The following is a 21,177-nucleotide window of genomic DNA, read 5'->3' as shown; positions in this document are numbered from 1 at the left end:
AGTTTCGTGGCCGCCCTGCCCGGCGCCCTCGTCCTCGTCGCCCGCTGGTACACCGGCCTGCGCACGCGCTCCGGGTCCGCCGCAGCCGTAGCGGCCCCGGAGCCCAGCCGCTATTTTCGTGCGTCTCCCGTGTCCCGTACGGAATCGTCCGCGGAGGTCAGCAGTGACACATATGCGCCGAAGGAATCCGCGAGGCTCGCCAGCAGGCGCTTCCCCTTTTCCGCGGAACCCAGCGAAGGGCGGCCTATGACACCCGAATCGGTATAGGCGGACATACCGAGGGTGAGTAGCTGACGGCGGTCGTCCGCAACGAAATCGGAAGTCTCATAACCGGGTCGGATCAATTCGGGATGAGTGTGCAGAAGGATGGAGGTCTCAATTTCCCCCGCGTGCATGTCGGTGAGCAGCGAGGTCTCCACCCCCGCCCGCTCCCGCGCCTCCTCCCAGTCCTCCGGGGCCGGGAACAGCGCCATTCGCTCGCCCTGCGCGGAGGACTCCTGAACGACATTGCCCAGTACGTAATTTCCGCCGTGCCCGTTGACCAGCACCAGAGCGTCGACGCCGGACCGGTGGAGCGAAGCCGCTATGTCCCGTATCACCGCATGAAGGGTCACGGAGGAGATGCTGACGGTCCCCGGCCAGGCCGCGTGTTCGTGCGAGCAGGAGATCGTCACCGGCGGAAGGAGGTGCACCGGGTGTGCGGCGGCTATCTCACGCGCGATGGCGCAGGCCACGAGCGTGTCGGTCGCCAGCGGAAGGTACGGGCCGTGCTGCTCGAAGCTTCCGACGGGCAGGACCGCGACCTGTCGTGAGACACCCGCGCCCCGCGTCCGTACATCGTCGGAGGTGTCCGCCGGCACCAGCGAGTGTGCCGCCGGCCGCGTCTGCGAATCACTCATCTTTTCCGGCCTTTCGTCTCTGCTTAGGAACTGAAGAATCATGACAGATAAAATTGGCGTCCTCGGCAAGAAGTCCGCACAGCGGACGCAGCGTTCCGGCGTGGAACGCGTGGTGAATGCCCCCTTGCCCACCGTGTACGGGGAATTCCGCGCGATCGGCTACATGGATCACGACCGCGGTGACGAGCAAGTGGCCCTGGTGTACGGGGAGATAGGCGCGGAGAACGTCCTCACCCGACTGCACTCCGAGTGCCTGACGGGCGACGCCTTCGGCTCCCAGCACTGCGAGTGCGGCGACCAGCTGGCCTCCGCACTGCGCGCGGTGGTCGCCGAGGGCAGTGGCATCGTCGTCTACCTGCGGGGCCACGAGGGCCGCGGCATCGGTCTGCTCGCCAAGCTGCGCGCGATGGCTTTGCAGGCGGAGGGCCTGGACACCGTCGAGGCCAACCTCGCGCTCGGCCTGCCCGTGGACGCCCGCGACTACGGCGTCGCCGCCGGGATCCTGCACGACCTGGGCGTGAACAGCGTCCGCCTCATGTCGAACAACCCGCGCAAGCGCGACGCGTTGCTGCAGCACGGCATCCAGGTCGCCGAGCAGGTCCCGCTGCTGATCCCACCGTGCGAGAACAACATCACCTACCTGCGCACCAAGCGTGAGCGCCTCGACCACCACCTGCCCCATCTGGACGCGGTCGCGCACCTGTCCTGATTGCCGCGAGGCCCATCCGGACAGGAAGAGGGAACGACCGACGACTTCCAGGAAGGTGGGCCCGTGAACATGCGTGCGAGTGTCGTCGTCATCGGCGGCGGTGTGATGGGGACCAGCATCGCCTATCACCTCGCCCGTGCCGGGGTACGGGACGTCGTCCTCGTCGAGCGGGACGAACTGGCGTCCGGGTCCACGTCCAAGGCGGCCGGGGGCGTGCGGGCGCAGTTCTCCGACGAGCTCAACATCCAGCTCGGGGCACGCAGCCTGGAGGCGTTCGGCCGGTTCCGGGACGAGACCGGGTACGACATCGGGCTGCACCGGGTCGGCTATCTGTTCCTGCTCTCCACACCGGAGGAGATCGCCGGCTTCGAAGCGGGCGTCCGGCTGCAGAACGCCCTCGGCGTGCCGAGCCGCATGATCGGCCCCGCCGAGGCGCAGCGGCTCTCCCCGCTGATCACCACCGACGGACTGCTGGCGGCCGCGTTCTCGCCGGACGACGGCCACTGCACCCCCGAGTCCGTCGTCCACGGCTACGCGGCCGCAGCCCGTGAGTACGGGGCGCGGCTCTTACGCCACAACGATGTCACCGGCATCGAAGTGCACGGCGACCGGATCACCGCCGTGACCACCACCATCGGGCGCATCGCCACCGACACGGTGATCTGCGCGGCCGGTCCCTGGTCCCGCACGATCGGGGCGATGGTCGGCGTGGACCTGCCCGTGGTGCCGCTGCGCCGCCAGATCGCGGTCACCGAACCGGTCGCCGGACTGCCGCCGCAGCTGCCCATGACGATCGACTTCACGACCAGTCTCTACTTCCACACCGAGGGCCCCGGTCTCCTTCTTGGCATGTCCGACCCCGACGAGCGCCCCGGGTTCGCCACCGACACCCACGACCGCTGGATCCCCCGCCTGACCGAGGCCATGGAGCACCGCGCCCCCGCCCTGCTCGACCTGCGCCGCACGGGAGGCTGGGCGGGCCTGTACGAGGTCACGCCGGACCACAACGCGCTGATCGGCGAGGCGACTTCCGTATCCCGTTTTCTGTATGCGACCGGGTTCTCCGGCCATGGCTTTCTGCAGGGACCGGCCGTCGGCGAGGTCATCCGTGACCTGTACCTCGGCCGCGTACCCTTCGTGGACGTCAGCCCCTTGAGCGCCGGCCGGTTCATGGCCGACGCCCCGCGCCCGGAGGCCAACCGCGTATGACCGATCTCCATCTGTGGCTGCGCCACGAGGTCCGTTCCACCGAACGACGCACTCCGATCGTGCCGGCCGACGCCCGGCGGCTCGTCGAGAGCGGGGTGACGCTGACCGTCGAGCAGTCCTCGCAGCGGATCTTCCCCATCGAGGAGTACGACGTCGCCGGCTGCCGTGTCGCGCCCGCGGGCTCCTGGGTGTCGGCGCCAGAACAGGCCGTGGTCATCGGGCTGAAGGAACTCCCCGACCGGCCCGGCGAGCTCACCCACCGGCACATCTACTTCGGCCACGCCTACAAGCAGCAGCCCGGCGCCGAGGACCTGCTCCGCCGGTTCGCCCAGGGCGGCGGCGTCCTGCTCGACCTGGAGTACCTGGTGGACGACGACGGCCGCCGCCTCGCCGCGTTCGGCTTCTGGGCCGGCTACCTCGGAGCCGCCCTCGCCGTCCTCCAGCATCGCGGGAAGCTCGTCGCGCCGCTCACGCCGACGTCGAAGGAGGAACTGGACGCCACCCTCCAACCCGCCCCCGAAGACGCGGAGTTCACCGCGCTCGTGATCGGCGCCCTGGGCCGCAGCGGACGGGGCGCGCGCCTCGCCTTCATGACCGCCGGGGTCGAGGCGGCCACGCCCTGGGACCTCGCCGAGACCCGCGACCTGGACCGCCCGGCCCTCCTCGCGCACGACGTCCTGGTCAACGCCGTCCTCGCCACCACCCCGATCCCGCCCTTCCTGCGCGAGCAGGACCTCGACGACCCCGCCCGACGGCTGCGCACCCTCTGTGACGTCACCGTCGACGTCGGCTCCCCCCTGAACGTCCTGCCGGTCTACGACCGCACCACCGACTGGACCGACCCCGTGCGCCGGCTGCGCAAGGAACCCCCGCTCGACCTGATCGCCATCGACAACCTGCCCTCCCTGCTGCCCCGCGAGTCCAGCACCGACTTCTCGGCGGCGCTGCTGCCCCAGCTGCTGGACTTCCAGACGGGCGGACCCTGGGGGCGCTGTCGTGACCGGTACCACCAGGCCGCCCGCGAACTCGGCATCGCAGAAGCAGAAGGGGAGTACCGCCATGGCTGACAGCTCCGCACGGGTGCCCGCGAGCGGCACCGTCCACTGGGTCGGCGCCGGACTGTCCACCGGCAGCGGTCTGGCCCGGCTGTGCGACACGGCCGACCGCGTACGGCTGTGGCACCGCACCGCGGACCGTGCCGCCGACGCCCTGAACAGGCTGGGCCTGACCGGACGCGCCGAGCCCCGCGCCTACACCCTCCCCGCGCTCACGGCCGAACTGGCGCCGGGCGACGTGGTCGTATCGATGCTGCCCGCCCCGGAGCACGCCGGGCTCCTCACGGCCTGCATCCGGGAACAGGCTCACTTCGCCTGCTCCAGCTATGTATCGGACGCCGTCCTCGAACAGGTGCCCGCGGCCGAGGCGGCCGGGCTCGTGGTCCTCACCGAGGCCGGCCTCGACCCGGGCATCGACCACCTCTTCGCGCACTGTCTGGTCGGCCGCGCCCGGACGGCCGTCGGTGACGACACGGCCGCCTCGTACAGCCTCACCTCGTACTGCGGAGGAGTCCCCGCAGTCCCGAACGACTTCAGGTACCGCTTCAGCTGGGCGCCCGCCGGTGTTCTCAACGCCCTGCGCGCACCGGCCCGTTACCTCAAGGACGGTGCCGAGACCGTCGCCGAGCGGCCGTGGGAGGTGACACGGCGGCATGTCGTCGACGGGGAGGCGTTCGAGGTCTACCCCAACCGCGACAGCGTCCCGTTCGTCGAGCAGTACGGGCTGCCGCCCGCGTGGAAACCGCAGACCTTTGTGCGAGGCACCCTGCGCCTGGAGGGCTGGCTGCAGGCCTGGGACGCCGTCTTCGAGGAGCTGAAGACCGGCGACGACACCCGAATCGCCGCCCTGGCAGGGGAGTTGGCGGCGGCCTACCCCACCACGGACGCCGACCGGGACCGGGTCGTCCTCGCCGTGTCGCTCGACGTGCGCGGCGGGGGCGGGCAGAGCTGGTCCGGCAGTTACCTGCTGGATCTGGTGGGCGACGAGGAGGAGAGCGCCATGGCCCGCTGTGTCTCCCGCCCCCTCGCCCTCGGCGTCCGGCACATCCTGGACGGCACCCTGCCGGCGGGCCTGAACCGCGCCGCCGAGACGGCGGCCCGCTCGGAGGAGTGGCTGCGCGAACTCGCCCTGGAAGGAGTGGAGTTCACGCTGCGCGTGGACCGGTGACCGCGGCGACTCAGCCTTCCGTGACAGCCTCGTGCACGAGCCGCTTGAGGTCCTGGAACATCGTGTGCGAGGTCTTCGGCCGCACCTGGGTCATGAACTGCACCGTCAGATCGCGGCCCGGGTCGACCCAGAACGTGGTGGTCGCCACTCCGCTCCAGCCGTACGTGCCGAGGCCCGCCGGCGCCTTCGTACGGGTCGGGTCGATCACCACCGAGACGCCGAGGCCGAAGCCGAGGCCGTCGTTGCCGGGCTCGTCATGGGCGGGGCGGCTGCCGAAGGACCGCAGGTCGGCGCCGCCCGGGAGCTGGTTGGACGTCATCAGGTCCACGGTCTCGGGGGTCAACAGACGGGTGCCGTCCAGTTCGCCGCGGCGGCGCAGCAGTTCCATGAAGCGGTGGACGTCGTGCGCGGAGGCCGCCATACCGCCGCTGCCGGACAGGAAGCGGGGCCGGCCGTGCAGCGGGAGGCCGGGGATGGGCTCGATGCCGCCGCCCTCGGTCTCGCCGTACAACTCGGAGAGCCGGTCCTTCTGTTCGCCGCTCACGCAGAACCCGGCGTCGGTCATCCCGAGCGGCCCGAAGATCCGTTCCGCGAAGAACTCGTCGAGCGGCTGCCCGGACACGACCTCGATGACCCGGCCGAGCACGTTGGAGGCGACCGAGTAGTTCCACTGCGTCCCCGGCTCGAACTGCAGCGGCAGGCTCGCGTACACGTCGACCGTCCTGGCCAGGTCGGAGCCGGGCAGCACCGCCGACTCCAGGTTGGCGTCGCGGTAGAGGGCGTCGACGGGATGTGAGTGGTAGAAGGCGAAGGTCAGCCCTGCGGTGTGCGTCATCAGATGCCGGACGGTCAGCGGCCCGTCGGCCGGGCGGGTCACCGTGTCGGCGCCGGATCCGCTGACGTACACCCGGGGCTCGGCGAAGGCGGGCAGATGGCGGCCGACCGGGTCGTCGAGCGACAGCTTGCCCTCCTCCACCAGCAGCAGCGCGGCGACCGAGGTGACCGGCTTGGTCATGGAGTAGATCCGCCACAGCGTGTCCGCCTCGACGGGGAGCCCGGCGGCGACGTCCCGGTGGCCGTGCGTGGCGAGGTGGGCGACGCGTCCACCGCGGGCGACGGCCACCAGGTAGCCGGGTATCCGGCCCTCGTCGACGTAGTGGGCGAAGTGCTGGTCGAGGCGGTCCAGCGCCTTCGCGTCCAGCCCGACCTCACCCGGGTCGACCTCTTGTCTCAGCAGTGCCATCGCTCTCCTCCGAATACGAACGACGAGGTGCGGTCCGGCATACCCCCGCCGGAACGGCCTCAGACTCATCGTCGCGCAGAACGCGTGTACGGTCCCGCGATTGGCCATGATCGTCGATCGTCGCGCCCTCCCGTCCCGGCAACCCCCGGCCCAGTGCCGCACCGGCCAGGGCGAGGGCGGCGAGGACGCTCAGTGGCAGCTCGGGGCCCTCGCCGGACCCCGTGAGAGCGGTCGCGGCGGCCACGCCCAGCACCGGGCCGACGTTCATCGCGGTCTGCTGCAGCCCGCCCGCCACACCGGCCGACTCGACGGCCGCCTCCCGTACGACGACATGGGTCGCCGCGACCATCACCGTGCCGAACCCTGCCCCCACCAGGGCGAACCCGGCGCACAGAGCGGGAGTGGCGCCCGTGCGGGAGAGGGTGAGGATCCCGAGTGCGAGGAGTGCCATCGCGGCCGTGGTCGTACGACGGGCCCCGGCCCGGCGCAGCAGCACCGCGCAGGTGGCCGCCGCGAGGACCATCAGCAGGGCCAGTGGCAGGCTGACCAGGGCGCTGTGGAACGCGTCCATGCCGAGCGTGTCCTGCAACAGGAACGTGCCGACGAACAGTGCGCCGGACAGCGCCGCCGACGCGGCCACCAGCATGCCGAGCGCCGAGCCGACGGCCGGCGAGCCGATGACGTCCGGCGGCAGCAGCGGGCTCACGGTGCGGCGCTCGTGACGGACGAAGAGGGCACCCGTGACGGCTGCGGTCGCGGCGGTCCAGGCCCATCCCGGCAGCCCGACGAGCGCGTGCACCAGACAGGCCAGGGTCACCGCGAGCAGGAGAGCGCCGGGCAGGTCGAGCCGGGCGGGGGAGGCGGTGCGCGGGGGCCGCCGGACGGCGAGGGCGAGGATGCCGAAGACGACGGCGGGCGCGACATTCAGCAGGAACACGGCCCGCCAGCCCGGCCCTGCCACCAGCGCGCCGCCCACCACCGGCCCGGCAGCGGCAGCCACCCCGATCGCGGCGGTCCGCACGGCGATCGGTGTCCGCAGCCGGTCGGGCGGGAACGCGGCCCGCAGCATCCCCAGCGTGGCCGGCTGAAGCAGCGCCCCGAACACGCCCTGCACGACCCGCAGCCCGATCACCCATCCGACGCCGGGCGCGAGCGCGATACCGGCCGACGCGGCCCCGAAGCCGAGCATCCCGACCCCGAAGAGCCGGTGGTGCCCATACCGGTCACCGAGGCGCCCGGCGAACACCAACAGGCTTGCCACCGCGATGAGATAGCCGGTGCTGGTCCACTGGACCTGTGCGAAGGAGGCGCCCAGGTCGCGTTGCAGCATGGGCTGGGCGACGGTCAGGACGGTGCCGTCGAGCGCGACGATCACGGCTCCGACGATGCTGCTCGCGAGGGTGAGACGCGGGTTCACTCGCTCTCCGCCCCGAGGTGGGCGTCCAGCGCCGACCGCAGCAGCGGTACGAAGTCGTCGGCCCCCGTGGCGAGTTGGAGGCTTCCCCAGCCCCACAGCTGGGCGATGCCGTGCAGGTTGGCCCACAACGCCCCCGCGACCAGACGGGCGTCGGCGTCGGGGCGCACCCGGCCGACGAGGTCCACGAGTCGGCCGAAGAGAGGGAGGCTCGTGTCCCGCAGCCCCAAGTGACCGCTCTCCAGCAGGTCATGACGGAACATCAGCTCGTACATGCCGGGGTTGCCCAGCGCGAACTCCAGATAGACGTGCCCCAGCGCGGTCAGCTGCTCTCGCGGAGTCGTCCGACCGTCGGTGTTCGCCGCCGCAGCAGCCGTCGCCCGCTCCGCCAACTCCCCGAAGCCGCGGCGGGCGATCGCCGAGAGCAGCTCCAGATGGGTCGGGAAGTAGCGGCGCGGCGCGCCGTGCGAGACGCCCGCCCGACGGGCGATCTCCCGCAGGGTGAGCGCCTGCACGCCCTCCCGCGCCACGAGTTCCACACCGACGTCGACCAGCCGGGCCCGCAGCCCTGTATCGGATTCCTGCTCGGGAGTAGACATAGACACTGTCTACCATGATCCAGTAGACAGTGTCTACGGCGATGGGCGGGGATGCCGGAATGCCCGAGCAGCCCGACAGGGTTGATGGAGGCATGACTCAGGACGCCACCCAGGACGCCACGCACCACGCACTGCTCACGTTGCTCTCCGAGGGCCACGGCGGGGTGCTGGTCACCCTCAAGCGCGACGGCCGGCCGCAGCTGTCGAACGTCAGCCACGCCTACTACCCCGACGAACGCCTCATCCGCGTCTCGATCACCGACGACCGCGCCAAGACCCGCAATCTGCGCCGGGACCCCCGGGCGTCGTACCACGTCACGAGCCCCGACCGGCGGGCCTACGTCGTCGCCGAGGGCACGGCGGACCTGGCACCGGTCGCCAAGGAGCCGTACGACGCCACGGTCGAGGAGCTGGTCCGGCTCTACCGGGACGTCCTGGGTGAGCACCCCGACTGGGACGACTTCCGGGCGGCGATGGTCCGGGACCGGAGGCTCGTGCTGCGGCTGCGGGTGGAGCGGGTGTACGGCATCCCCGAGGGGGCCAACCGGGGCTGAATCTCCGTCACCTCCCGTATCTGCTGTCAGCCGGCGGCCCTGGGTCGTGTCCGCATAGTCCCGTCGTTCGCCCGGAGGGCGGGCCCGGCGGCGTCTGGTGCGTGCTCTCGGCGTGCTGGGCGGAGGCCCTCGTACTGGACGTACTTGGGCCTTCGCCCGGTGCGGCGGTGGGGGGCCCTCCCGCCGCACCCGGCGAAGAGAGTGGGGGAGCGTGCCAGGCGTCGCGGGGCAGGCGGGGCTTTGCGAACTCGGCCTAGGGCCCTGGGCGGAGGGCCGATGGCCGATGGTCCGGGCGTGAGGGGCCGCCTAGGCTGCCGAGTGGATCACCGGAGTCCCGGGCCTCACGAAGCCCTGACGTCACCAAGTCCGGGACGTGACAAGGAGAGATCGCCATGCCGCTCGACACCCGCAGCCACATCCGCGTCGCCCGCCCGTCCAGGGACCTCGCGGCGGCCGAGCGGTTCTGGGTCGAGGGGCTGGGGCTCGGGGTCGTATGGCGGACGGGCGGCGGCGGGGAGCCCGGCGGGCACGAGCTGTTGATGGTGGGGTGGCCGGACGCGGACTGGCACCTGGAACTCGTCCACGAGCCGGCCCACCCCGTCGAACCCCGGCCGACCGAGGAGGATCTCCTCGTCCTCTACGTGGACGGCCCCGTGCCGGACGACGTGGTGGCCCGGCTGGCACAGCACGGCGGCAAGCGGGTCCTGTCGCCCAACCCCTACTGGAACGAGTGGGGCGTCACGGTCGAGGACCCGGACGGGTACCGGCTGGTGCTGTGCCGGAGGGGTTGGTCGAACTCGTAGCCGGCGCCGGAGGCACGGACGCCTCCTTCACCCAGGACTCCAGGCACATCACGAACTCGGTGGCGTGATCGGCCCAGTTGAGGTCCGACAGCGCCGCCTCCCACCCCCGGGTGGCCGTGCCCAGCCGCAGCTCGGGGTCGGCGCGCAGGCGCCGTACGGCCGCTGCCGCCGAAGCGGGATCCCCGTAGGGGACGACGAGGCCGCAGCCGTACGTTTCGACGAGGTCGGTCGCGAGGGGGGTGGGCGTGGTGATGACGGGGACGCCGTGGGCCATGTACTCCACGACCTTGGTGGGCCGTGAGTGGCGGTAGTTGGGCTGGTCGTGCAGGAGGGAGAGGCCGGCCAGGGCGCCGGAGAGCAGACCGAGGGCGCGGTCGTTGGGCAGGTAGCCGTGCCAGCGCAGTACGCCGTCCCGGTCGGCCTCGGTGAGCGCGCCCCGCACCTCGGGGTCCGCCGCGCCGATGACGTCGACGTGGACGTCGGGACCCAGCAGCCGTGCCGTTTCGATGAGTTCCGGAGCGCCGCGTGCCCGCGACAGGTGCCCGAGGTAGACGACCCGGTCGTCGCCCGGCGGCTCGGGGGCCTCGGGCGGCACCGTCGCGAGGTTCCGTACCACGGGGTGGGGGTGGCGGAAGCGCTGCTGGTAGGCGTCCTCGGCCAGCAGCAGCCGCAGATGCCGTTCGGCGAGGCGCTCCACCGCCCGTACGGCCAACCGCAGTGGCGGCCGCAGGGGCCGTGGCACCCAGCGTTTCATCACCAGCGCCGCCGCCGTGTCCTCGTGCACGTCCCACACGGTGACGGGCGCGCGTCCCCCGCGTCGCCAACGGCGCAGGGTGCCGGGCAGCGCGAGCAGCAACTCCGGGTCGTGCAGCAGCACGACGTCCGCCTTGGGCCCCCGCTCGGCGATCAGGGTGCGGGCCGCGCGCAAGGCTGCACGGCGGTCCCGGCCGGCGGCCCGGGGCAGATCCACGCCTTCGACGTTCGGTCGCGGTGTCATCTGCCGGGCGGCGAACGGCGCCGCGTACACGACCCGGTGGCCGCGCTCCCGCAGGGCGGCGATCTCCCGGTGCAGGATCCGCGCGTCCTCGGGATGGTGGACGACGGTGACGACGAGTATCCGCATCAGAGCACCCTTTTTTCGACGGTCCCGAGAACGGCGGTCACCGGCCATGACCGTCACCGAACGACAGTCGCGGACGGTGACAGCCACCTGTGAACGACAGCCCGGGCATCAGGCGACGGTCACAGCACCTCGACGCCGGGCCGGAAGATCCGCCCCCGTGTGTCGAACAGCATCCGGGCCGTGTCGCCCAGGGCCGGCAGGTCGTAGGCGGAGTGGTCCTGGAGCAGGATCGTCAGGTCGTGCTCGCGCGCCGCCGCCATGACGTCGTCCACGCGCGGGACGCTCGCCCCGTCCACGGACCACACCCGCACATGCGGGTCGTGGAACGAGACCTCGGCCTGCCGCTCCCGCAGCAGCCGCGCCACCGGCAGCGCCGGCGACTCCCGCTGGTCGGCCACGTCCGGCTTGTACGTGACCCCGAGCAGCAGCACCCGGGAACCGTGCAGCGGACGGCCGGCGGTGTTGAGGAGGTCCTGGGCGCGGCGCACCACGTACTCCGGCATCCGCCGGTTGATCTCCTGGGCGAGCTCCACGAAACGGAACTCGTAGCCGAGCGAGGAACGCACCTTGTACGACAGGTAGTTGGGGTCGATGGGAATGCAGTGCCCGCCGACCCCCGGACTGGGGCGGAACGCCTGGAAGCCGAACGGCTTCGTGCCGGCGCAGCGGATCGCGTCCCACAGGTCGACGTGCAACTCGTGGCTGATCACGGCGAGTTCGTTGACCAGAGCGATGTTCACATGCCGGTAGGTGTTCTCCAGCAGCTTGGCCATCTCGGCCTCGCGGGTGCCCTTCGCCTGGACGACGGTGTCGACGAGCTTGCCGTAGAAGGCCACCGCACGCGCCGCACAGGACGGTGTGCAGCCGCCGACCACCTTCGGCGTGGTGCGGAGCCCGTGCGCGGTGTTGCCGGGGTCGATGCGCTCGGGCGAGAACGCCAGCGCGACGTCCACGCCGACGCGCAGCCCCGACTCCTCCAGGAGCGGCCGTACGACCTCTTCGGTGGTTCCCGGATAGGTGGTCGACTCCAGCACGACCAGTTGTCCGGGCCGCAGCCGTCCCGCCACAGTCCGCACGGCGGAGGTGACCGCGGCCAGGTCGGGCCCGCCGTCCTTGCCGAGCGGCGTCGGCACACAGATCACCACGTTCTGCGCATGGGCCAGACATGCCTCGTCCGTGAACGCGCCGAACCCGGCCGCCCGCATCCGGCGGACATCCTCGTCGGAGACGTCGTCGACATGGGAGTGCCCGGTGTTGAGCGCCTCCACGACCCGGGGGTCGCGGTCCAGTCCGACGACTCTCAGGCCCACCGACGCCGCCTCACGCGCAAGCGGCAGTCCTACGTAGCCGAGCCCGATCACCGCCAGATCCACGTGATCGGGCCGTTCTGCTTCCCCGAGCGGTTCGCTCTCTTCCCCGAGCGGTCCGGCCTGTTCGACCTGCATGGGACTCACCCCGCATCAAGGCTTCGCATCAAGGCTGCCCAGAGCGCGGTACGCCTCACGGGTTGTGGCGGCGACGCGCTTCCAGGTGCGGTCACGCGCGACCGTCGCGCGGGCGGCTGCTCCCCACTCAGCGCGCCGTTTTCGACTGTAAAGGAGTATTTCAATCTCATCAGCCCAGGAATATGGTGATTCAGGCTTGATTAGCCTTCCGTTAACCTCCGGTTCGACCAGTTCTCTCAGTGCGGTGACATCGCTCGCGGCCACCGGAACGCCGCTCGCCATCGCCTCGACCGGCTTGAGGGGGGTCACCAGATGGCAGACGCGCTCGTCGGTGCGCGGCACCGCGAACACGTCCAACACGGCGTGGAATTGGCGCACTTGAGCGTGCGGAACCCGGCCGGTGAACAGGGCGACCCCGTCGGCGAGGCCCAGTCGGGCGGCCAGTCGCTCCAGCGCGGGGCGCTCCGGCCCGTCGCCGACGATCAACAGCCGCAGCGGGACACCACGCCGGATCAGCTCTTCACCCGCATGGAGCAATGTGCCGATGCCCTCGAGCGGGGTGAGGCTGCTGACCGTGCCCACGACCAACTCGTCCGGCGCGATGCCGAGCCGGGCGCGCACGGGTGCCCCGTCCGGCAGTGGGGCCAGGAAGTCGTCGTCGACGGCGTTGGGCGCGATCAGGACCCGCTCCTCGGGCACGCCGCGGTCCACGATCTCGGCCTTCATCGCCTCACCCAGCGTCAGCACCAGGTCGGCCTCACGCATACAGGTCGTCTCCAGGGCGCGTCGGGTCCGATACGTCTCGTCGTCCCGGCTGCGGCCCGGCGCCTGCGTCAGCCACGTCTCCTCCAGGAAGCCCCGCACCTCGTAGACCACCGGCAGCCCGTACGTCTCCCGCAGGGCGAGCGCCACGCGCCCGTTGCCGTGGTCGGACGCCGCATGCAGCACCGCGGGCCGCAGCCGCTCCACCAGCCGGGCGGCCAGTTCGGCGTTGCGGGCCAGCAGCGCGGCCTGCCCGTACGGCAGCCGCAGCGGCAGCAGCCGGTGCTGCGGGATGCCGTTCACGCGCTGTGACGGGCGGGCGTCCAACATCCCCTGGGTCACGGGAAAGCCGATCCGGGTCACGACATGCGGATCGAGGCCGGCCGCCAGCTGGGCCTCGGCGAGCTTCTGCGTGCGCACGGTGTAACCGGCGTGCCGGAACGGCAGCCCGTTGGTGACCAGATGGAGGACCCGCCCCGGCACCGGACGAAACGGTCGCCCCTCGGGCGCGGGCACTGGCCCGGCAGCGGGCGTCGCGGCCGGCCCGGCGGCCAGGGCACGCCCCATCAGCCACCGTTCGAGCGGTCGTACCCCAGGCCGGGCACGCCCCGGCACCAGACGTACGGCCAGCAGCCCCGCCCGCACCGGGTCCTGGCGCAGCTCGCCAAGCGCCACGGAGGCGGCCAGACTGAGGGCCCGAGGAACATAACGCAGATAGCGAGACATATCGCCAAGGTAGGCCGCAACGCCGGCCACGGCCCACCCACCTCTACTGGGCCGACGACACCGGCTGAAGCACCCCGCAGGCGTCCGAGCCATCAAATCGGAGGCAACCATTGAACGGCTGCGTACTCCACGTGGTCGGCACCCGGCCGAACTTCGTCAAGGCCGCGCCGGTCGTCGCCGCGCTCGGTGCGGCGGGCTGCGACCAGGTGCTCGTGCACACCGGGCAGCACTACGACGAGCGGATGTCGGACATCTTCTTCCGGCAACTCGGCCTGCCCGAACCCGACACCGACCTCGGCGTCGGCTCCGGCAGCCACGCCCGCCAGATCGCCGACCTGCTGGTGGCCCTGGAGGCCGAACTGACCGCCCGCTCACCCGCGCTGGTCACGGTGTACGGCGACGTGAACTCGACGCTGGCCGCCGCGCTCGTCGCCTCCCGGCTGGGCGTCCCCGTGGCGCACGTCGAGGCCGGACTGCGCAGCTTCGACATGGCGATGCCGGAGGAGACCAACCGTCGGCTGGTCGACCAGCTGGCGGAGCTGCTGTTCGTCACGAGCCCCGAGGCCGTCGGCCACCTCGCCCGCGAGGGCATCGCAGGCGAGCGGGTGCACTTCGTCGGCAACCCGATGATCGACACCCTGCTCACCCATCTGGACCACTTCGACCCGGCGACTGCCCGAACGGCCCATCGGCTGCCCGAGCGCTACGGCGTCGTCACCCTGCACCGGCCCGCCAACGTGGACGACCCGGAGGCCGCCGCGGCCGCAGCCCGTGTCCTGACGGAGGCCGCCCGCCATCTCGACCTGGCCGTACCGCTGCACCCGCGCGGCCGGGCGGCGCTGAGCGCGGCGGGACTCGCGGACGCACCCGGCATCCATCTCCTCGACCCGCTCGGCTACGTCGAGTTCATGAGCCTCGTGCGGGGAGCCGCCGCGGTGATCACCGACTCGGGCGGCGTGCAGGAGGAGACGACCGTCCTGGGTGTTCCGTGCCTGACCCTGCGCACGACGACCGAACGCCCGGTCACCGTCACCCATGGCACCAACCGCCTTGTCACGCACGGGGAGTTGCTGCCCGCGCTGCGCAAGGTGCTGGACGGCGGGGGAGCGGCGGCGAGTGAGGGGCCACCGCTCTGGGACGGCCGGGCGGGCACCCGCATCGCCCGGGTGCTCACGACGTGGCTGGAGCGCCATGGCTGACGACACGCGCACGCACGACGACATGCGCCCGCACGACGGAGTACGCACACACGACGGAGTACGCCCGCACGACGACATGCGGACGTACTGGGACGCCCGGCATGCCGACCACGACGATCTCGCCTCCGGCGGGCACATCGGACTGGACCGTTCGGGCAACGAGATCTTCTACGCCCAGCGGCTCGGCACCCTGCTCACCCTCGTCGGTGACCTGTCCAGCCCCGCCGCCCCGCTCTTCGTGCTCGACGCCGGCTGCGGCAAGGGGTACTTCGCCCGTGCCCTGGCCCGCTGCGGCCATCGGGTGGACGCCTTCGACGCCAGTCCGACCGCCGTGGAGCACGCCCGAGCCGAGGGCGACGGTCCGCGTTACGCCGTCGCGGGGCTCGACGAGTGGCGCAGTCCGTGGCCGTACGACATCGTTGTCTGCGTGGACGTCCTGTTCCATGTACTGGACGACCAGGCGTGGGCGGCCGGTCTGCGCAACATGGCCTCCCTCATCCGCGTTGCCGGCCGCCTGATCGTCACCGACGAAGACACCGCCGATCGCACGACCCGCGGCGACTACATCGTGCACCGCCCGATCGCCGCCTACCGCGCCGAACTAGAGCCGCTCGGCCTGCGGCACACCCTCTTCAGGCCGTACGGCTTCCGGGAGAACCGGGTCGGCTTCCACGTCTTCACGAGGACCCGCTGATGCGCCTGACCGACCTGCTCCATCCGCACCTCGACGGCGTCACGACGGTGGTGGACGCGACCCGAGGCGCGCTGAGTCTGGAGCCGTACCTGCACCTGCCCCCCGGTGTCGCTCTGCGCGGTGACGAGGAACGACCCGTCACCGAGGGGGAGCTGGCCCTCCTGTCGTACGGTCCCCGAGCCGAGCTGCACGGCGGCGAGGACGCCGTTCACGCGGTGCTGGCGCGGATGCGGCCAGGAGCGCGCGGGCTGATCGTGTTCGGCCACGGCGCATCCGAACTCCCCTACCACCGGCTCCTCGACCACCTGGTGGCCCAGCGTTGCCAGGTCCTGCGCGCGGCACCGCTCGACTACGTCCATCTGCACGCCGGCGCGGTCATCGCGCGCACCGACGAGCTCCTGCCACCGCACGACTTCTTCGGCCGGCCCGTGCCGTCCGACGGCTACGCCACGGCCCTGCGGATCGCCGACGAGTACGTCTTCGCCGACCTCGCGTCCCGTTCCCTGCGCGCCCGGGTGCTGGACCTGGAGCGGACCGTCGAGGAGGCGGAGCACACGCGTGCCGCCGCCGGGCAGGACGGGCTCGCCGGGCGGCTCGCCGCCGCCGTACGGGAGAAGGAGCAGCTGGCCGCGGGGCTGCGTGCCGCCCGTGACCGGGTCGATGTGCTGCAGGCGCGGGTGGCCATGCTGGAGGGCTCGACCTCGCTGCGGGTCGGAAAGGCGCTGGTGTCGGCGGCGCGCTCGCCGAAGCGGGGCGCGGCCCGACTGCCGGGGGAGCTGTACGGACTGTGGCGCGGGCGGCGCCGCACCGCGGGGCAGGCGCCCGCGAACGCGCCGCAGGCCCGGACCGAGCCGGACGCGTCTGTAGACGACCGGTTCCACCTCGCCCACCGCGCCCTGACCTCGGCGCCCCGCGACCGTCTCGTCGTCGCCGGGATCCTCACGGCCGCCACCGCCGAGGACTTCGCGGCGGACGCGGTCGTCAACCGGCTGCTGCCCCATGACGGACGGCTGCTCGTGCAGCGCACCGACCCCGACGTGCTCGTCGTGCAGCTGAGCGCCTGCACGGGCGACGGACCCTGGTGGCTCACCGGCACCGGCCTCGCCCCCGACCTGGACCGCACCCTCGCCGAACTCCTGGCCGAACAACGGGTGCTGGGCCGTTCGGCCGTGCTGTGGCGGGACCGTCCCGCCTCCGCCGCGCCCGGCCTCGCCCGGCTCGCCTGGGACGCGGTCATCGACACCGACACCGGCGTACGGCTCGCCCGGCTGGACCCGGCCGCTCAGGGCAGGGAACGGCTGCGCGAGGTGTTCCGGGAGGAGAGCACACGGGTGCGGCTGTCGCAGCTGGCACGGCTCGTCGGAGCCCCCGATCCGCTGGACGAGCGGCGCGTCGCCGTGCTGGCCGCACCCCGGGACCGTACCGATGTCGCCCGGCTCGTCGGGCAGGTGCTCGGCCAGCTGCATCGCCCGGTCGAGGTCGTCGTACCCGATGAGGCGGGGCTGGACGAACTCACCGCCGCCGGAGTGACCGTGCGCCGGGGGCAGCCCCGGGCGACCTGGGTCGCCGACTGGACGGACCTCACCGAGGAGCGGCCGGACACCCTGCTGCTGGACCTGATGTGCGCCCAGGAGTGGTCCGGCGCCGACGCGGTGGGCCATACGCCGACCGCCGACGACTACGTCTTCGTACCGTCGCTGCGTCCGCTGCTGGTACGCCGGTCGCTGCACATGTCCGGCACCGATCCCGGCAGTTGGGCGGGGCATGGACACCGACTGTTCGCCGTGCGCGGGAAGGAGCCGTCATGACCCGTACGCTGCGGGCGCTCGTCTACGGCGACGTCGACCTCAACCTCATCGACGGCTCCGCCGTGTGGGCTCAGTCGACGGTGCAGGCGCTGTCCCGGGCGGGATGCGACACCCGGCTGCTCCTCAAGTCCCCCATCCGTACCGCCCGGTTGACCGATCCGCTGGCCGAGCTGCCCCGGGTCACCCTGGTGCGCCCGCACGAGGAGCGGCTGCTGCCGGGACCGGCCGACCGGCCCATGTCGCCGGTGCAGGCCTCGCAGGTGCTCACCCGGCTCGACGAGGAGGACCCCTGCGACCTGCTGGTACTGCGCGGCCGGCGGCTGGTCACGCGGGTCGTGGCCGACGGCATGTTCGACGGGCGGATCTGGGCCTATCTCACCGACATCCCGCAGTCCGCGGCCGAGATGACCGAGGCGGCCCGCACGGAACTAGGCCGTATCGCCGAGGCCTCGCAGCGACTCCTGTGCCAGACCGAGGAGTTGCGCTGCTTCCTGGAGACCTGGGTGCCCGAGGCATACGGCAAGTATGTGCTGAGCCCGCCCGCCGTGCCAGAGCCGGGCTTCCCGATGCCCGAGAGGGACGCCCCGCACGACCCTCTGCGGCTCGTCTACACCGGCAAGTTCGCACCGCGCTGGAACACCCTGCCCATGACCCGGCTGCCGGAGCTGCTCGCCCGGCGAGGCGTCCCCGCCGAACTGCACACCGTCGGCGACAAGATCCACGACGACCCGGGCCACCCGGACTTCCAGGCGGAGATGGCGCGTGCGCTGGCCGGCACCCCCGGCGTCCTCCACCACGGCGGACAGCCCCGTGAGGAGGCCATGCGCATCGCCGCGGACTGCGATGTGGGCCTCGGCTGGCGGGATCCGGTGCTCGACTCCAGCCTCGAACTGTCCACCAAGGTACTGGAGTTCGGCGCCCTGGGTCTGCCCGTGGTCCTCAACCGCACCCCCGCCCACGAGGCGCTGCTCGGCAGCGACTATCCGCTGTTCGTGCCCGGACGCGCCGGTCTCGACGACGCCGAGGAAGCCGTGGCGAGGGTCGCGCGCGAGCCGGAAGCCCGGCGCCTGGCGGCCGATCGCTGCCGCGAGGCCGCCCGCCACCACACCCTGGACGGAGCGGCCGACCGCTGGCGGGCCCACCTGGACCGCGCGTTCCCCGCCCCGCCCACCGCGGTGACGGCCCGTCAACGGCCCTTGCGGGTGGGAGTCGCCGGGCACGACCTGAAGTTCCTCACCCGGCTCCTCGACCACTTCCGCTCGCTGCCCGGCCTGGAGGTACGGGTCGACGCCTGGCCGGCGCTGTCCCGCCACGACCCGGACGCCAGCCGTGAACTCGCCGACTGGGCGGACGTGGTGATCGTCGAGTGGTGCGGCCCGGCGGCCGTCTGGTACAGCCGCCACAAGCGGCGCGGAAGCCGGCTCGTCGTACGGCTGCACCGCTTCGAGCTGGACGCCGGGTGGCCCCGGCAGGTCGACATCGACGCCGTCGACCGGGTGGTGTGCGTCAGCCCGTACTACGCCCGCCGCACCCGCGAGCACACCGGCTGGCCCGCGTCCAAGGTCGTCGTCGTCCCCAACTGGGTGGACACCGACCAGTTGGACCGCCCCAAGGCACCGGGCGCCCACCACCGCCTCGGCATGATCGGTATCGCGCCCAGCCGCAAACGTCTCGACCTCGGCCTCGACGTGCTGGAGGCGCTGCGCGCCCGCGACCGGCGCTGGCATCTGTCGGTCAAGTCCAAGCCGCCCTGGGAGTACTGGTGGATCTGGAACAAGCCCGAGGAACGTGAGCACTACGACGCCGTGCTGCGCCGCATGCAGACCTCGCCGCTGCTGGAGGGTGCCGTCGTCTTCGACGCGTTCGGCCCGGATGTGGCGGGCTGGCTGCGGCGGGTCGGGCACGTGCTGTCCACCAGCGACGACGAGAGCTTCCACCTGGCGCCCGCCGAGGGGATGGCCTCCGGCGCCGTACCGTCGCTGCTGCCGTGGCCCGGCGCGGACGAGATCTACGACCGGCGGTGGATCCACGACAACCCCGAGGCGATGGCGGAGGCGATCGCCGCGCTCGGGGAGGATGGCTGGCGGTCCGCGGGCGAGCTGGCCCGCACGCAGGTGCGGGAGGGCTTCTCCCTGGAGCGGGTGGCCGAGAGCTGGACGGATCTGCTGGTGTCGGGGTGACACCACTGGTCCAGCGGACAGCCCTGGTCCCCGGAGCCGTCACGGCGTCCGGGGACCAGGGAGCTCAGGCAAGGGCGGCGCGCGGTCGGCGCAGGCTCAGGCGGTGACCTTCTCCGGCTGGGCCGCCTTCCGCGGCTCGCGCTCGCCCAGCAGCTCCGTCGGAACCTTCGCCGTCTCGCGGGCCGAGAGCGCGGCCACGACCGGCGGTACGCACAGGGCCGCCGTGAAGAGCGCCACCGCGGACCAGTCGTCGCCGTCCGGGCCGGCGATCTGCGCGGCGAACGTGACCGCGAAACCGGCGACCGCGAAGCCGATCTGGGTGCCGATCGCCATGCCGGACAGCCGGACCCGGGTGGAGAACATCTCGCCGTAGAAGGAGGGCCAGACACCGTTCGCGGCGCTGTAGACCACCCCGAAGGCGACGACGCCGAGCAGCAGGGTCAGCGGGTAGGAGCCGGTCGAGATCGCCCACAGGTAGAGGAACATCGTCACCGCACTGCCGGCCGCGCCGATCAGAAACACCGGGCGGCGGCCGATGCGGTCCGACAGCGTGGCCCACAGCGGGATCGCGGCGAGCGCGACCAGGTTGGCCAGGGCGCCCACCCACAGCATGGAGGACCTGCTCATCCCGACCGAGTCGCTGGTGGCGTACGACAGCGCCCACACCGTGAAGATCGTGCTGACCGAGGCGACCAGCGCGCCGGCGATCACCCGCAGCACATCCACCCAGTGGTCCCGCATCAGCACCGCGAGCGGCAGCTTGACGACGCCCTCGGCGGCGGCCTGCTGCTCGAAGGCGGGCGTCTCCTCCAGCTTCCGGCGGATCACATAGCCGACGACGGCGACGGCGATGCTCATCCAGAACGGCACCCGCCAGCCCCACGACAGCAGCTGCTCATCCGGGAGCGCGGCGATCGGGATGAAGACCAGGGTGGCCAGCAGCTGCCCGCCCTGGGTGCCGCTCAGCGTGAAACTGGTGAAGAAGCCGCGCCGGTGCGGTGGTGCGTGTTCCAGGGTCATCGAGTTGGCGCTGGCCTGCTCGCCCGCCGCCGAGATGCCCTGGAGCACCCGGCACAGCACCAGCAGCACGGGCGCGAGGGTGCCGACCTGGTCGCGGGTGGGCAGACAGCCGATGAGGAACGTCGACACGCCCATCAGGATCAGCGTGAAGACCATGATCTTCTTACGCCCCAGCCGGTCCCCGAAGTGACCGAGGAACAGCGCGCCGACCGGCCGGGCCGCGTACGCCACACCGAACGTGGCCAGCGACAGCAGGGTGGCGGTCGCCGGGTCGGACTCGTCGAAGAAGACCTCGGGGAAGATCAGCGCGGCGGCGCTGCCGTAGATGAAGAAGTCGTAGTACTCGAGGGCGCTGCCGATCCAGGCGGCGGTCGCGGCTTTCTTCGGTTGCCCGGGCGGGGCCTGGGGGACGGGGACGGACACGGCGTGCTCCTTCGAGGGGGCTCCAACGTAAGCGGAGTGAGCGGAAACGAGGGACTACCAGGGAAGGGGGATGTGCCGGATCCCGGCTAATTAACCCACTGGGTAGTTAGTAGCGGTGGCTACGGATGTTGCGCCGACGTTTCC

18 protein-coding genes are annotated in these 21,177 nt (G+C 71.9%); 10 read left to right on the top strand and 8 right to left on the bottom strand.

Annotation, left to right across the window (positions count from 1 at the left end; translation table 11 throughout):
- Positions 1 to 110: 110 nt before the first annotated feature.
- Positions 111 to 899: a creatininase family protein gene (locus tag ACZ7L5_RS13045; RefSeq protein WP_362382010.1), complete on the bottom strand. Its 789-nt coding sequence runs from the start codon at positions 897 to 899 to the stop codon at positions 111 to 113.
- 40 nt (positions 900 to 939) lie between these two features.
- Here ACZ7L5_RS13045 and ribA point away from each other — a divergent pair, with 40 nt between their 5' ends.
- From ribA to ACZ7L5_RS13025, 4 genes are all read left to right on the top strand, one after another.
- Positions 940 to 1,608, top strand: a complete 669-nt coding sequence (ribA, locus tag ACZ7L5_RS13040; RefSeq protein ID WP_362381753.1) for a GTP cyclohydrolase II — start codon at positions 940 to 942, stop codon at positions 1,606 to 1,608.
- Positions 1,609 to 1,677: 69 nt separating this feature from the next.
- Positions 1,678 to 2,817 carry an NAD(P)/FAD-dependent oxidoreductase gene (locus ACZ7L5_RS13035; RefSeq protein WP_471516656.1) on the top strand — a complete coding sequence of 380 codons (1,140 nt, stop codon included), beginning with the start codon at positions 1,678 to 1,680 and terminating at the stop codon, positions 2,815 to 2,817.
- Positions 2,814 to 3,884, top strand: coding sequence for a saccharopine dehydrogenase (locus ACZ7L5_RS13030; protein ID WP_471516655.1), 1,071 nt, complete (start codon positions 2,814 to 2,816; stop codon positions 3,882 to 3,884). The genes ACZ7L5_RS13035 and ACZ7L5_RS13030 overlap by 4 nt, the downstream gene beginning before the upstream one ends.
- Positions 3,877 to 5,040 carry a saccharopine dehydrogenase family protein gene (locus tag ACZ7L5_RS13025; RefSeq protein ID WP_471516654.1) on the top strand — a complete coding sequence of 388 codons (1,164 nt, stop codon included), beginning with the start codon at positions 3,877 to 3,879 and terminating at the stop codon, positions 5,038 to 5,040. Before ACZ7L5_RS13030 ends, ACZ7L5_RS13025 begins: the two co-directional genes overlap by 8 nt.
- Before the next feature lie 10 nt (positions 5,041 to 5,050).
- On the opposite strand, the gene ACZ7L5_RS13020 is transcribed toward ACZ7L5_RS13025, so the two are convergent.
- Genes ACZ7L5_RS13020 through ACZ7L5_RS13010 form a run of 3 tightly spaced genes read right to left on the bottom strand, consistent with a single transcriptional unit; the run spans position 5,051 to position 8,296 of the window.
- Positions 5,051 to 6,283 carry a serine hydrolase domain-containing protein gene (locus ACZ7L5_RS13020; RefSeq protein ID WP_471516653.1) on the bottom strand — a complete coding sequence of 411 codons (1,233 nt, stop codon included), beginning with the start codon at positions 6,281 to 6,283 and terminating at the stop codon, positions 5,051 to 5,053.
- Positions 6,249 to 7,700 carry an MFS transporter gene (locus ACZ7L5_RS13015; protein WP_471516652.1) on the bottom strand — a complete coding sequence of 484 codons (1,452 nt, stop codon included), beginning with the start codon at positions 7,698 to 7,700 and terminating at the stop codon, positions 6,249 to 6,251. Before ACZ7L5_RS13015 ends, ACZ7L5_RS13020 begins: the two co-directional genes overlap by 35 nt.
- Positions 7,697 to 8,296: a TetR/AcrR family transcriptional regulator gene (locus ACZ7L5_RS13010; protein ID WP_471516651.1), complete on the bottom strand. Its 600-nt coding sequence runs from the start codon at positions 8,294 to 8,296 to the stop codon at positions 7,697 to 7,699. Before ACZ7L5_RS13010 ends, ACZ7L5_RS13015 begins: the two co-directional genes overlap by 4 nt.
- A 92-nt stretch (positions 8,297 to 8,388) precedes the next feature.
- On the opposite strand from ACZ7L5_RS13010, the gene ACZ7L5_RS13005 reads away from it, so the two are divergent.
- Together ACZ7L5_RS13005 and ACZ7L5_RS13000 are read left to right on the top strand one after the other, a co-directional pair.
- Positions 8,389 to 8,850 (top strand): TIGR03618 family F420-dependent PPOX class oxidoreductase, encoded by a 462-nt coding sequence (locus ACZ7L5_RS13005; RefSeq protein WP_471516650.1) that lies wholly within the window; start codon positions 8,389 to 8,391, stop codon positions 8,848 to 8,850.
- 392 nt (positions 8,851 to 9,242) lie between these two features.
- Positions 9,243 to 9,653, top strand: coding sequence for a VOC family protein (locus ACZ7L5_RS13000; protein ID WP_471516649.1), 411 nt, complete (start codon positions 9,243 to 9,245; stop codon positions 9,651 to 9,653).
- Here ACZ7L5_RS13000 and ACZ7L5_RS12995 read toward each other — a convergent pair.
- From ACZ7L5_RS12995 to ACZ7L5_RS12985, 3 genes are all read right to left on the bottom strand, one after another.
- Positions 9,589 to 10,776: a glycosyltransferase gene (locus tag ACZ7L5_RS12995; protein ID WP_471516648.1), complete on the bottom strand. Its 1,188-nt coding sequence runs from the start codon at positions 10,774 to 10,776 to the stop codon at positions 9,589 to 9,591. The genes ACZ7L5_RS13000 and ACZ7L5_RS12995 overlap by 65 nt on opposite strands.
- A 119-nt stretch (positions 10,777 to 10,895) precedes the next feature.
- A complete protein-coding gene (locus ACZ7L5_RS12990; RefSeq protein WP_471018384.1) occupies positions 10,896 to 12,221 on the bottom strand; it encodes a nucleotide sugar dehydrogenase in 1,326 nt (441 codons plus the stop codon).
- A 15-nt stretch (positions 12,222 to 12,236) separates the two neighbouring features.
- On the bottom strand, positions 12,237 to 13,709 hold the full coding sequence (locus ACZ7L5_RS12985; RefSeq protein ID WP_471516647.1) for a glycosyltransferase family 4 protein: 1,473 nt from the start codon (positions 13,707 to 13,709) through the stop codon (positions 12,237 to 12,239).
- Between the two features lie 131 nt (positions 13,710 to 13,840).
- Between ACZ7L5_RS12985 and wecB the strand changes: the two genes are divergently transcribed.
- Genes wecB through ACZ7L5_RS12965 form a run of 4 tightly spaced genes read left to right on the top strand, consistent with a single transcriptional unit; the run spans position 13,841 to position 19,590 of the window.
- Positions 13,841 to 14,908 (top strand): non-hydrolyzing UDP-N-acetylglucosamine 2-epimerase, encoded by a 1,068-nt coding sequence (gene wecB, locus ACZ7L5_RS12980; protein WP_471516646.1) that lies wholly within the window; start codon positions 13,841 to 13,843, stop codon positions 14,906 to 14,908.
- Complete coding sequence (locus ACZ7L5_RS12975; RefSeq protein ID WP_471516645.1) at positions 14,901 to 15,602, top strand: class I SAM-dependent methyltransferase; 702 nt, start codon at positions 14,901 to 14,903, stop codon at positions 15,600 to 15,602. Before wecB ends, ACZ7L5_RS12975 begins: the two co-directional genes overlap by 8 nt.
- On the top strand, positions 15,602 to 17,410 hold the full coding sequence (locus tag ACZ7L5_RS12970; protein WP_471516644.1) for a hypothetical protein: 1,809 nt from the start codon (positions 15,602 to 15,604) through the stop codon (positions 17,408 to 17,410). The genes ACZ7L5_RS12975 and ACZ7L5_RS12970 overlap by 1 nt, the downstream gene beginning before the upstream one ends.
- Positions 17,407 to 19,590: a glycosyltransferase gene (locus ACZ7L5_RS12965; RefSeq protein ID WP_471516643.1), complete on the top strand. Its 2,184-nt coding sequence runs from the start codon at positions 17,407 to 17,409 to the stop codon at positions 19,588 to 19,590. Before ACZ7L5_RS12970 ends, ACZ7L5_RS12965 begins: the two co-directional genes overlap by 4 nt.
- A gap of 96 nt (positions 19,591 to 19,686) precedes the next feature.
- Here the strand turns inward: ACZ7L5_RS12965 and ACZ7L5_RS12960 are convergent, their stop codons facing one another.
- Complete coding sequence (locus tag ACZ7L5_RS12960; RefSeq protein WP_471516642.1) at positions 19,687 to 21,033, bottom strand: MFS transporter; 1,347 nt, start codon at positions 21,031 to 21,033, stop codon at positions 19,687 to 19,689.
- Between the last annotated feature and the right edge of the window lie 144 nt (positions 21,034 to 21,177).

The organism is Streptomyces sp. NPDC107528 (assembly GCF_055639295.1).
This window is presented reverse-complemented; position numbering and strand designations above follow the sequence as displayed.

Excerpts from the sequence above, each read along its gene's own strand:
- ACZ7L5_RS13010 (WP_471516651.1), bottom strand. The coding sequence starts at position 8,296 with ATGTCTACTCCCGAGCAGGAATCCGATACAGGGCTGCGGGCCCGGCTG.
- ACZ7L5_RS13025 (WP_471516654.1), top strand. The coding sequence starts at position 3,877 with ATGGCTGACAGCTCCGCACGGGTGCCCGCGAGCGGCACCGTCCACTGG.
- ACZ7L5_RS13045 (WP_362382010.1), bottom strand. The coding sequence starts at position 899 with ATGAGTGATTCGCAGACGCGGCCGGCGGCACACTCGCTGGTGCCGGCG.
- ACZ7L5_RS13005 (WP_471516650.1), top strand. The coding sequence starts at position 8,389 with ATGACTCAGGACGCCACCCAGGACGCCACGCACCACGCACTGCTCACG.
- ACZ7L5_RS13030 (WP_471516655.1), top strand. The coding sequence starts at position 2,814 with ATGACCGATCTCCATCTGTGGCTGCGCCACGAGGTCCGTTCCACCGAA.
- ACZ7L5_RS12995 (WP_471516648.1), bottom strand. The coding sequence starts at position 10,776 with ATGCGGATACTCGTCGTCACCGTCGTCCACCATCCCGAGGACGCGCGG.
- ACZ7L5_RS12965 (WP_471516643.1), top strand. The coding sequence starts at position 17,407 with ATGACCCGTACGCTGCGGGCGCTCGTCTACGGCGACGTCGACCTCAAC.
- ACZ7L5_RS13035 (WP_471516656.1), top strand. The coding sequence starts at position 1,678 with ATGCGTGCGAGTGTCGTCGTCATCGGCGGCGGTGTGATGGGGACCAGC.
- ACZ7L5_RS13000 (WP_471516649.1), top strand. The coding sequence starts at position 9,243 with ATGCCGCTCGACACCCGCAGCCACATCCGCGTCGCCCGCCCGTCCAGG.
- ACZ7L5_RS12975 (WP_471516645.1), top strand. The coding sequence starts at position 14,901 with ATGGCTGACGACACGCGCACGCACGACGACATGCGCCCGCACGACGGA.
- ACZ7L5_RS12990 (WP_471018384.1), bottom strand. The coding sequence starts at position 12,221 with ATGCAGGTCGAACAGGCCGGACCGCTCGGGGAAGAGAGCGAACCGCTC.
- ACZ7L5_RS12970 (WP_471516644.1), top strand. The coding sequence starts at position 15,602 with ATGCGCCTGACCGACCTGCTCCATCCGCACCTCGACGGCGTCACGACG.
- ACZ7L5_RS12985 (WP_471516647.1), bottom strand. The coding sequence starts at position 13,709 with ATGTCTCGCTATCTGCGTTATGTTCCTCGGGCCCTCAGTCTGGCCGCC.
- ribA (WP_362381753.1), top strand. The coding sequence starts at position 940 with ATGACAGATAAAATTGGCGTCCTCGGCAAGAAGTCCGCACAGCGGACG.
- ACZ7L5_RS13020 (WP_471516653.1), bottom strand. The coding sequence starts at position 6,283 with ATGGCACTGCTGAGACAAGAGGTCGACCCGGGTGAGGTCGGGCTGGAC.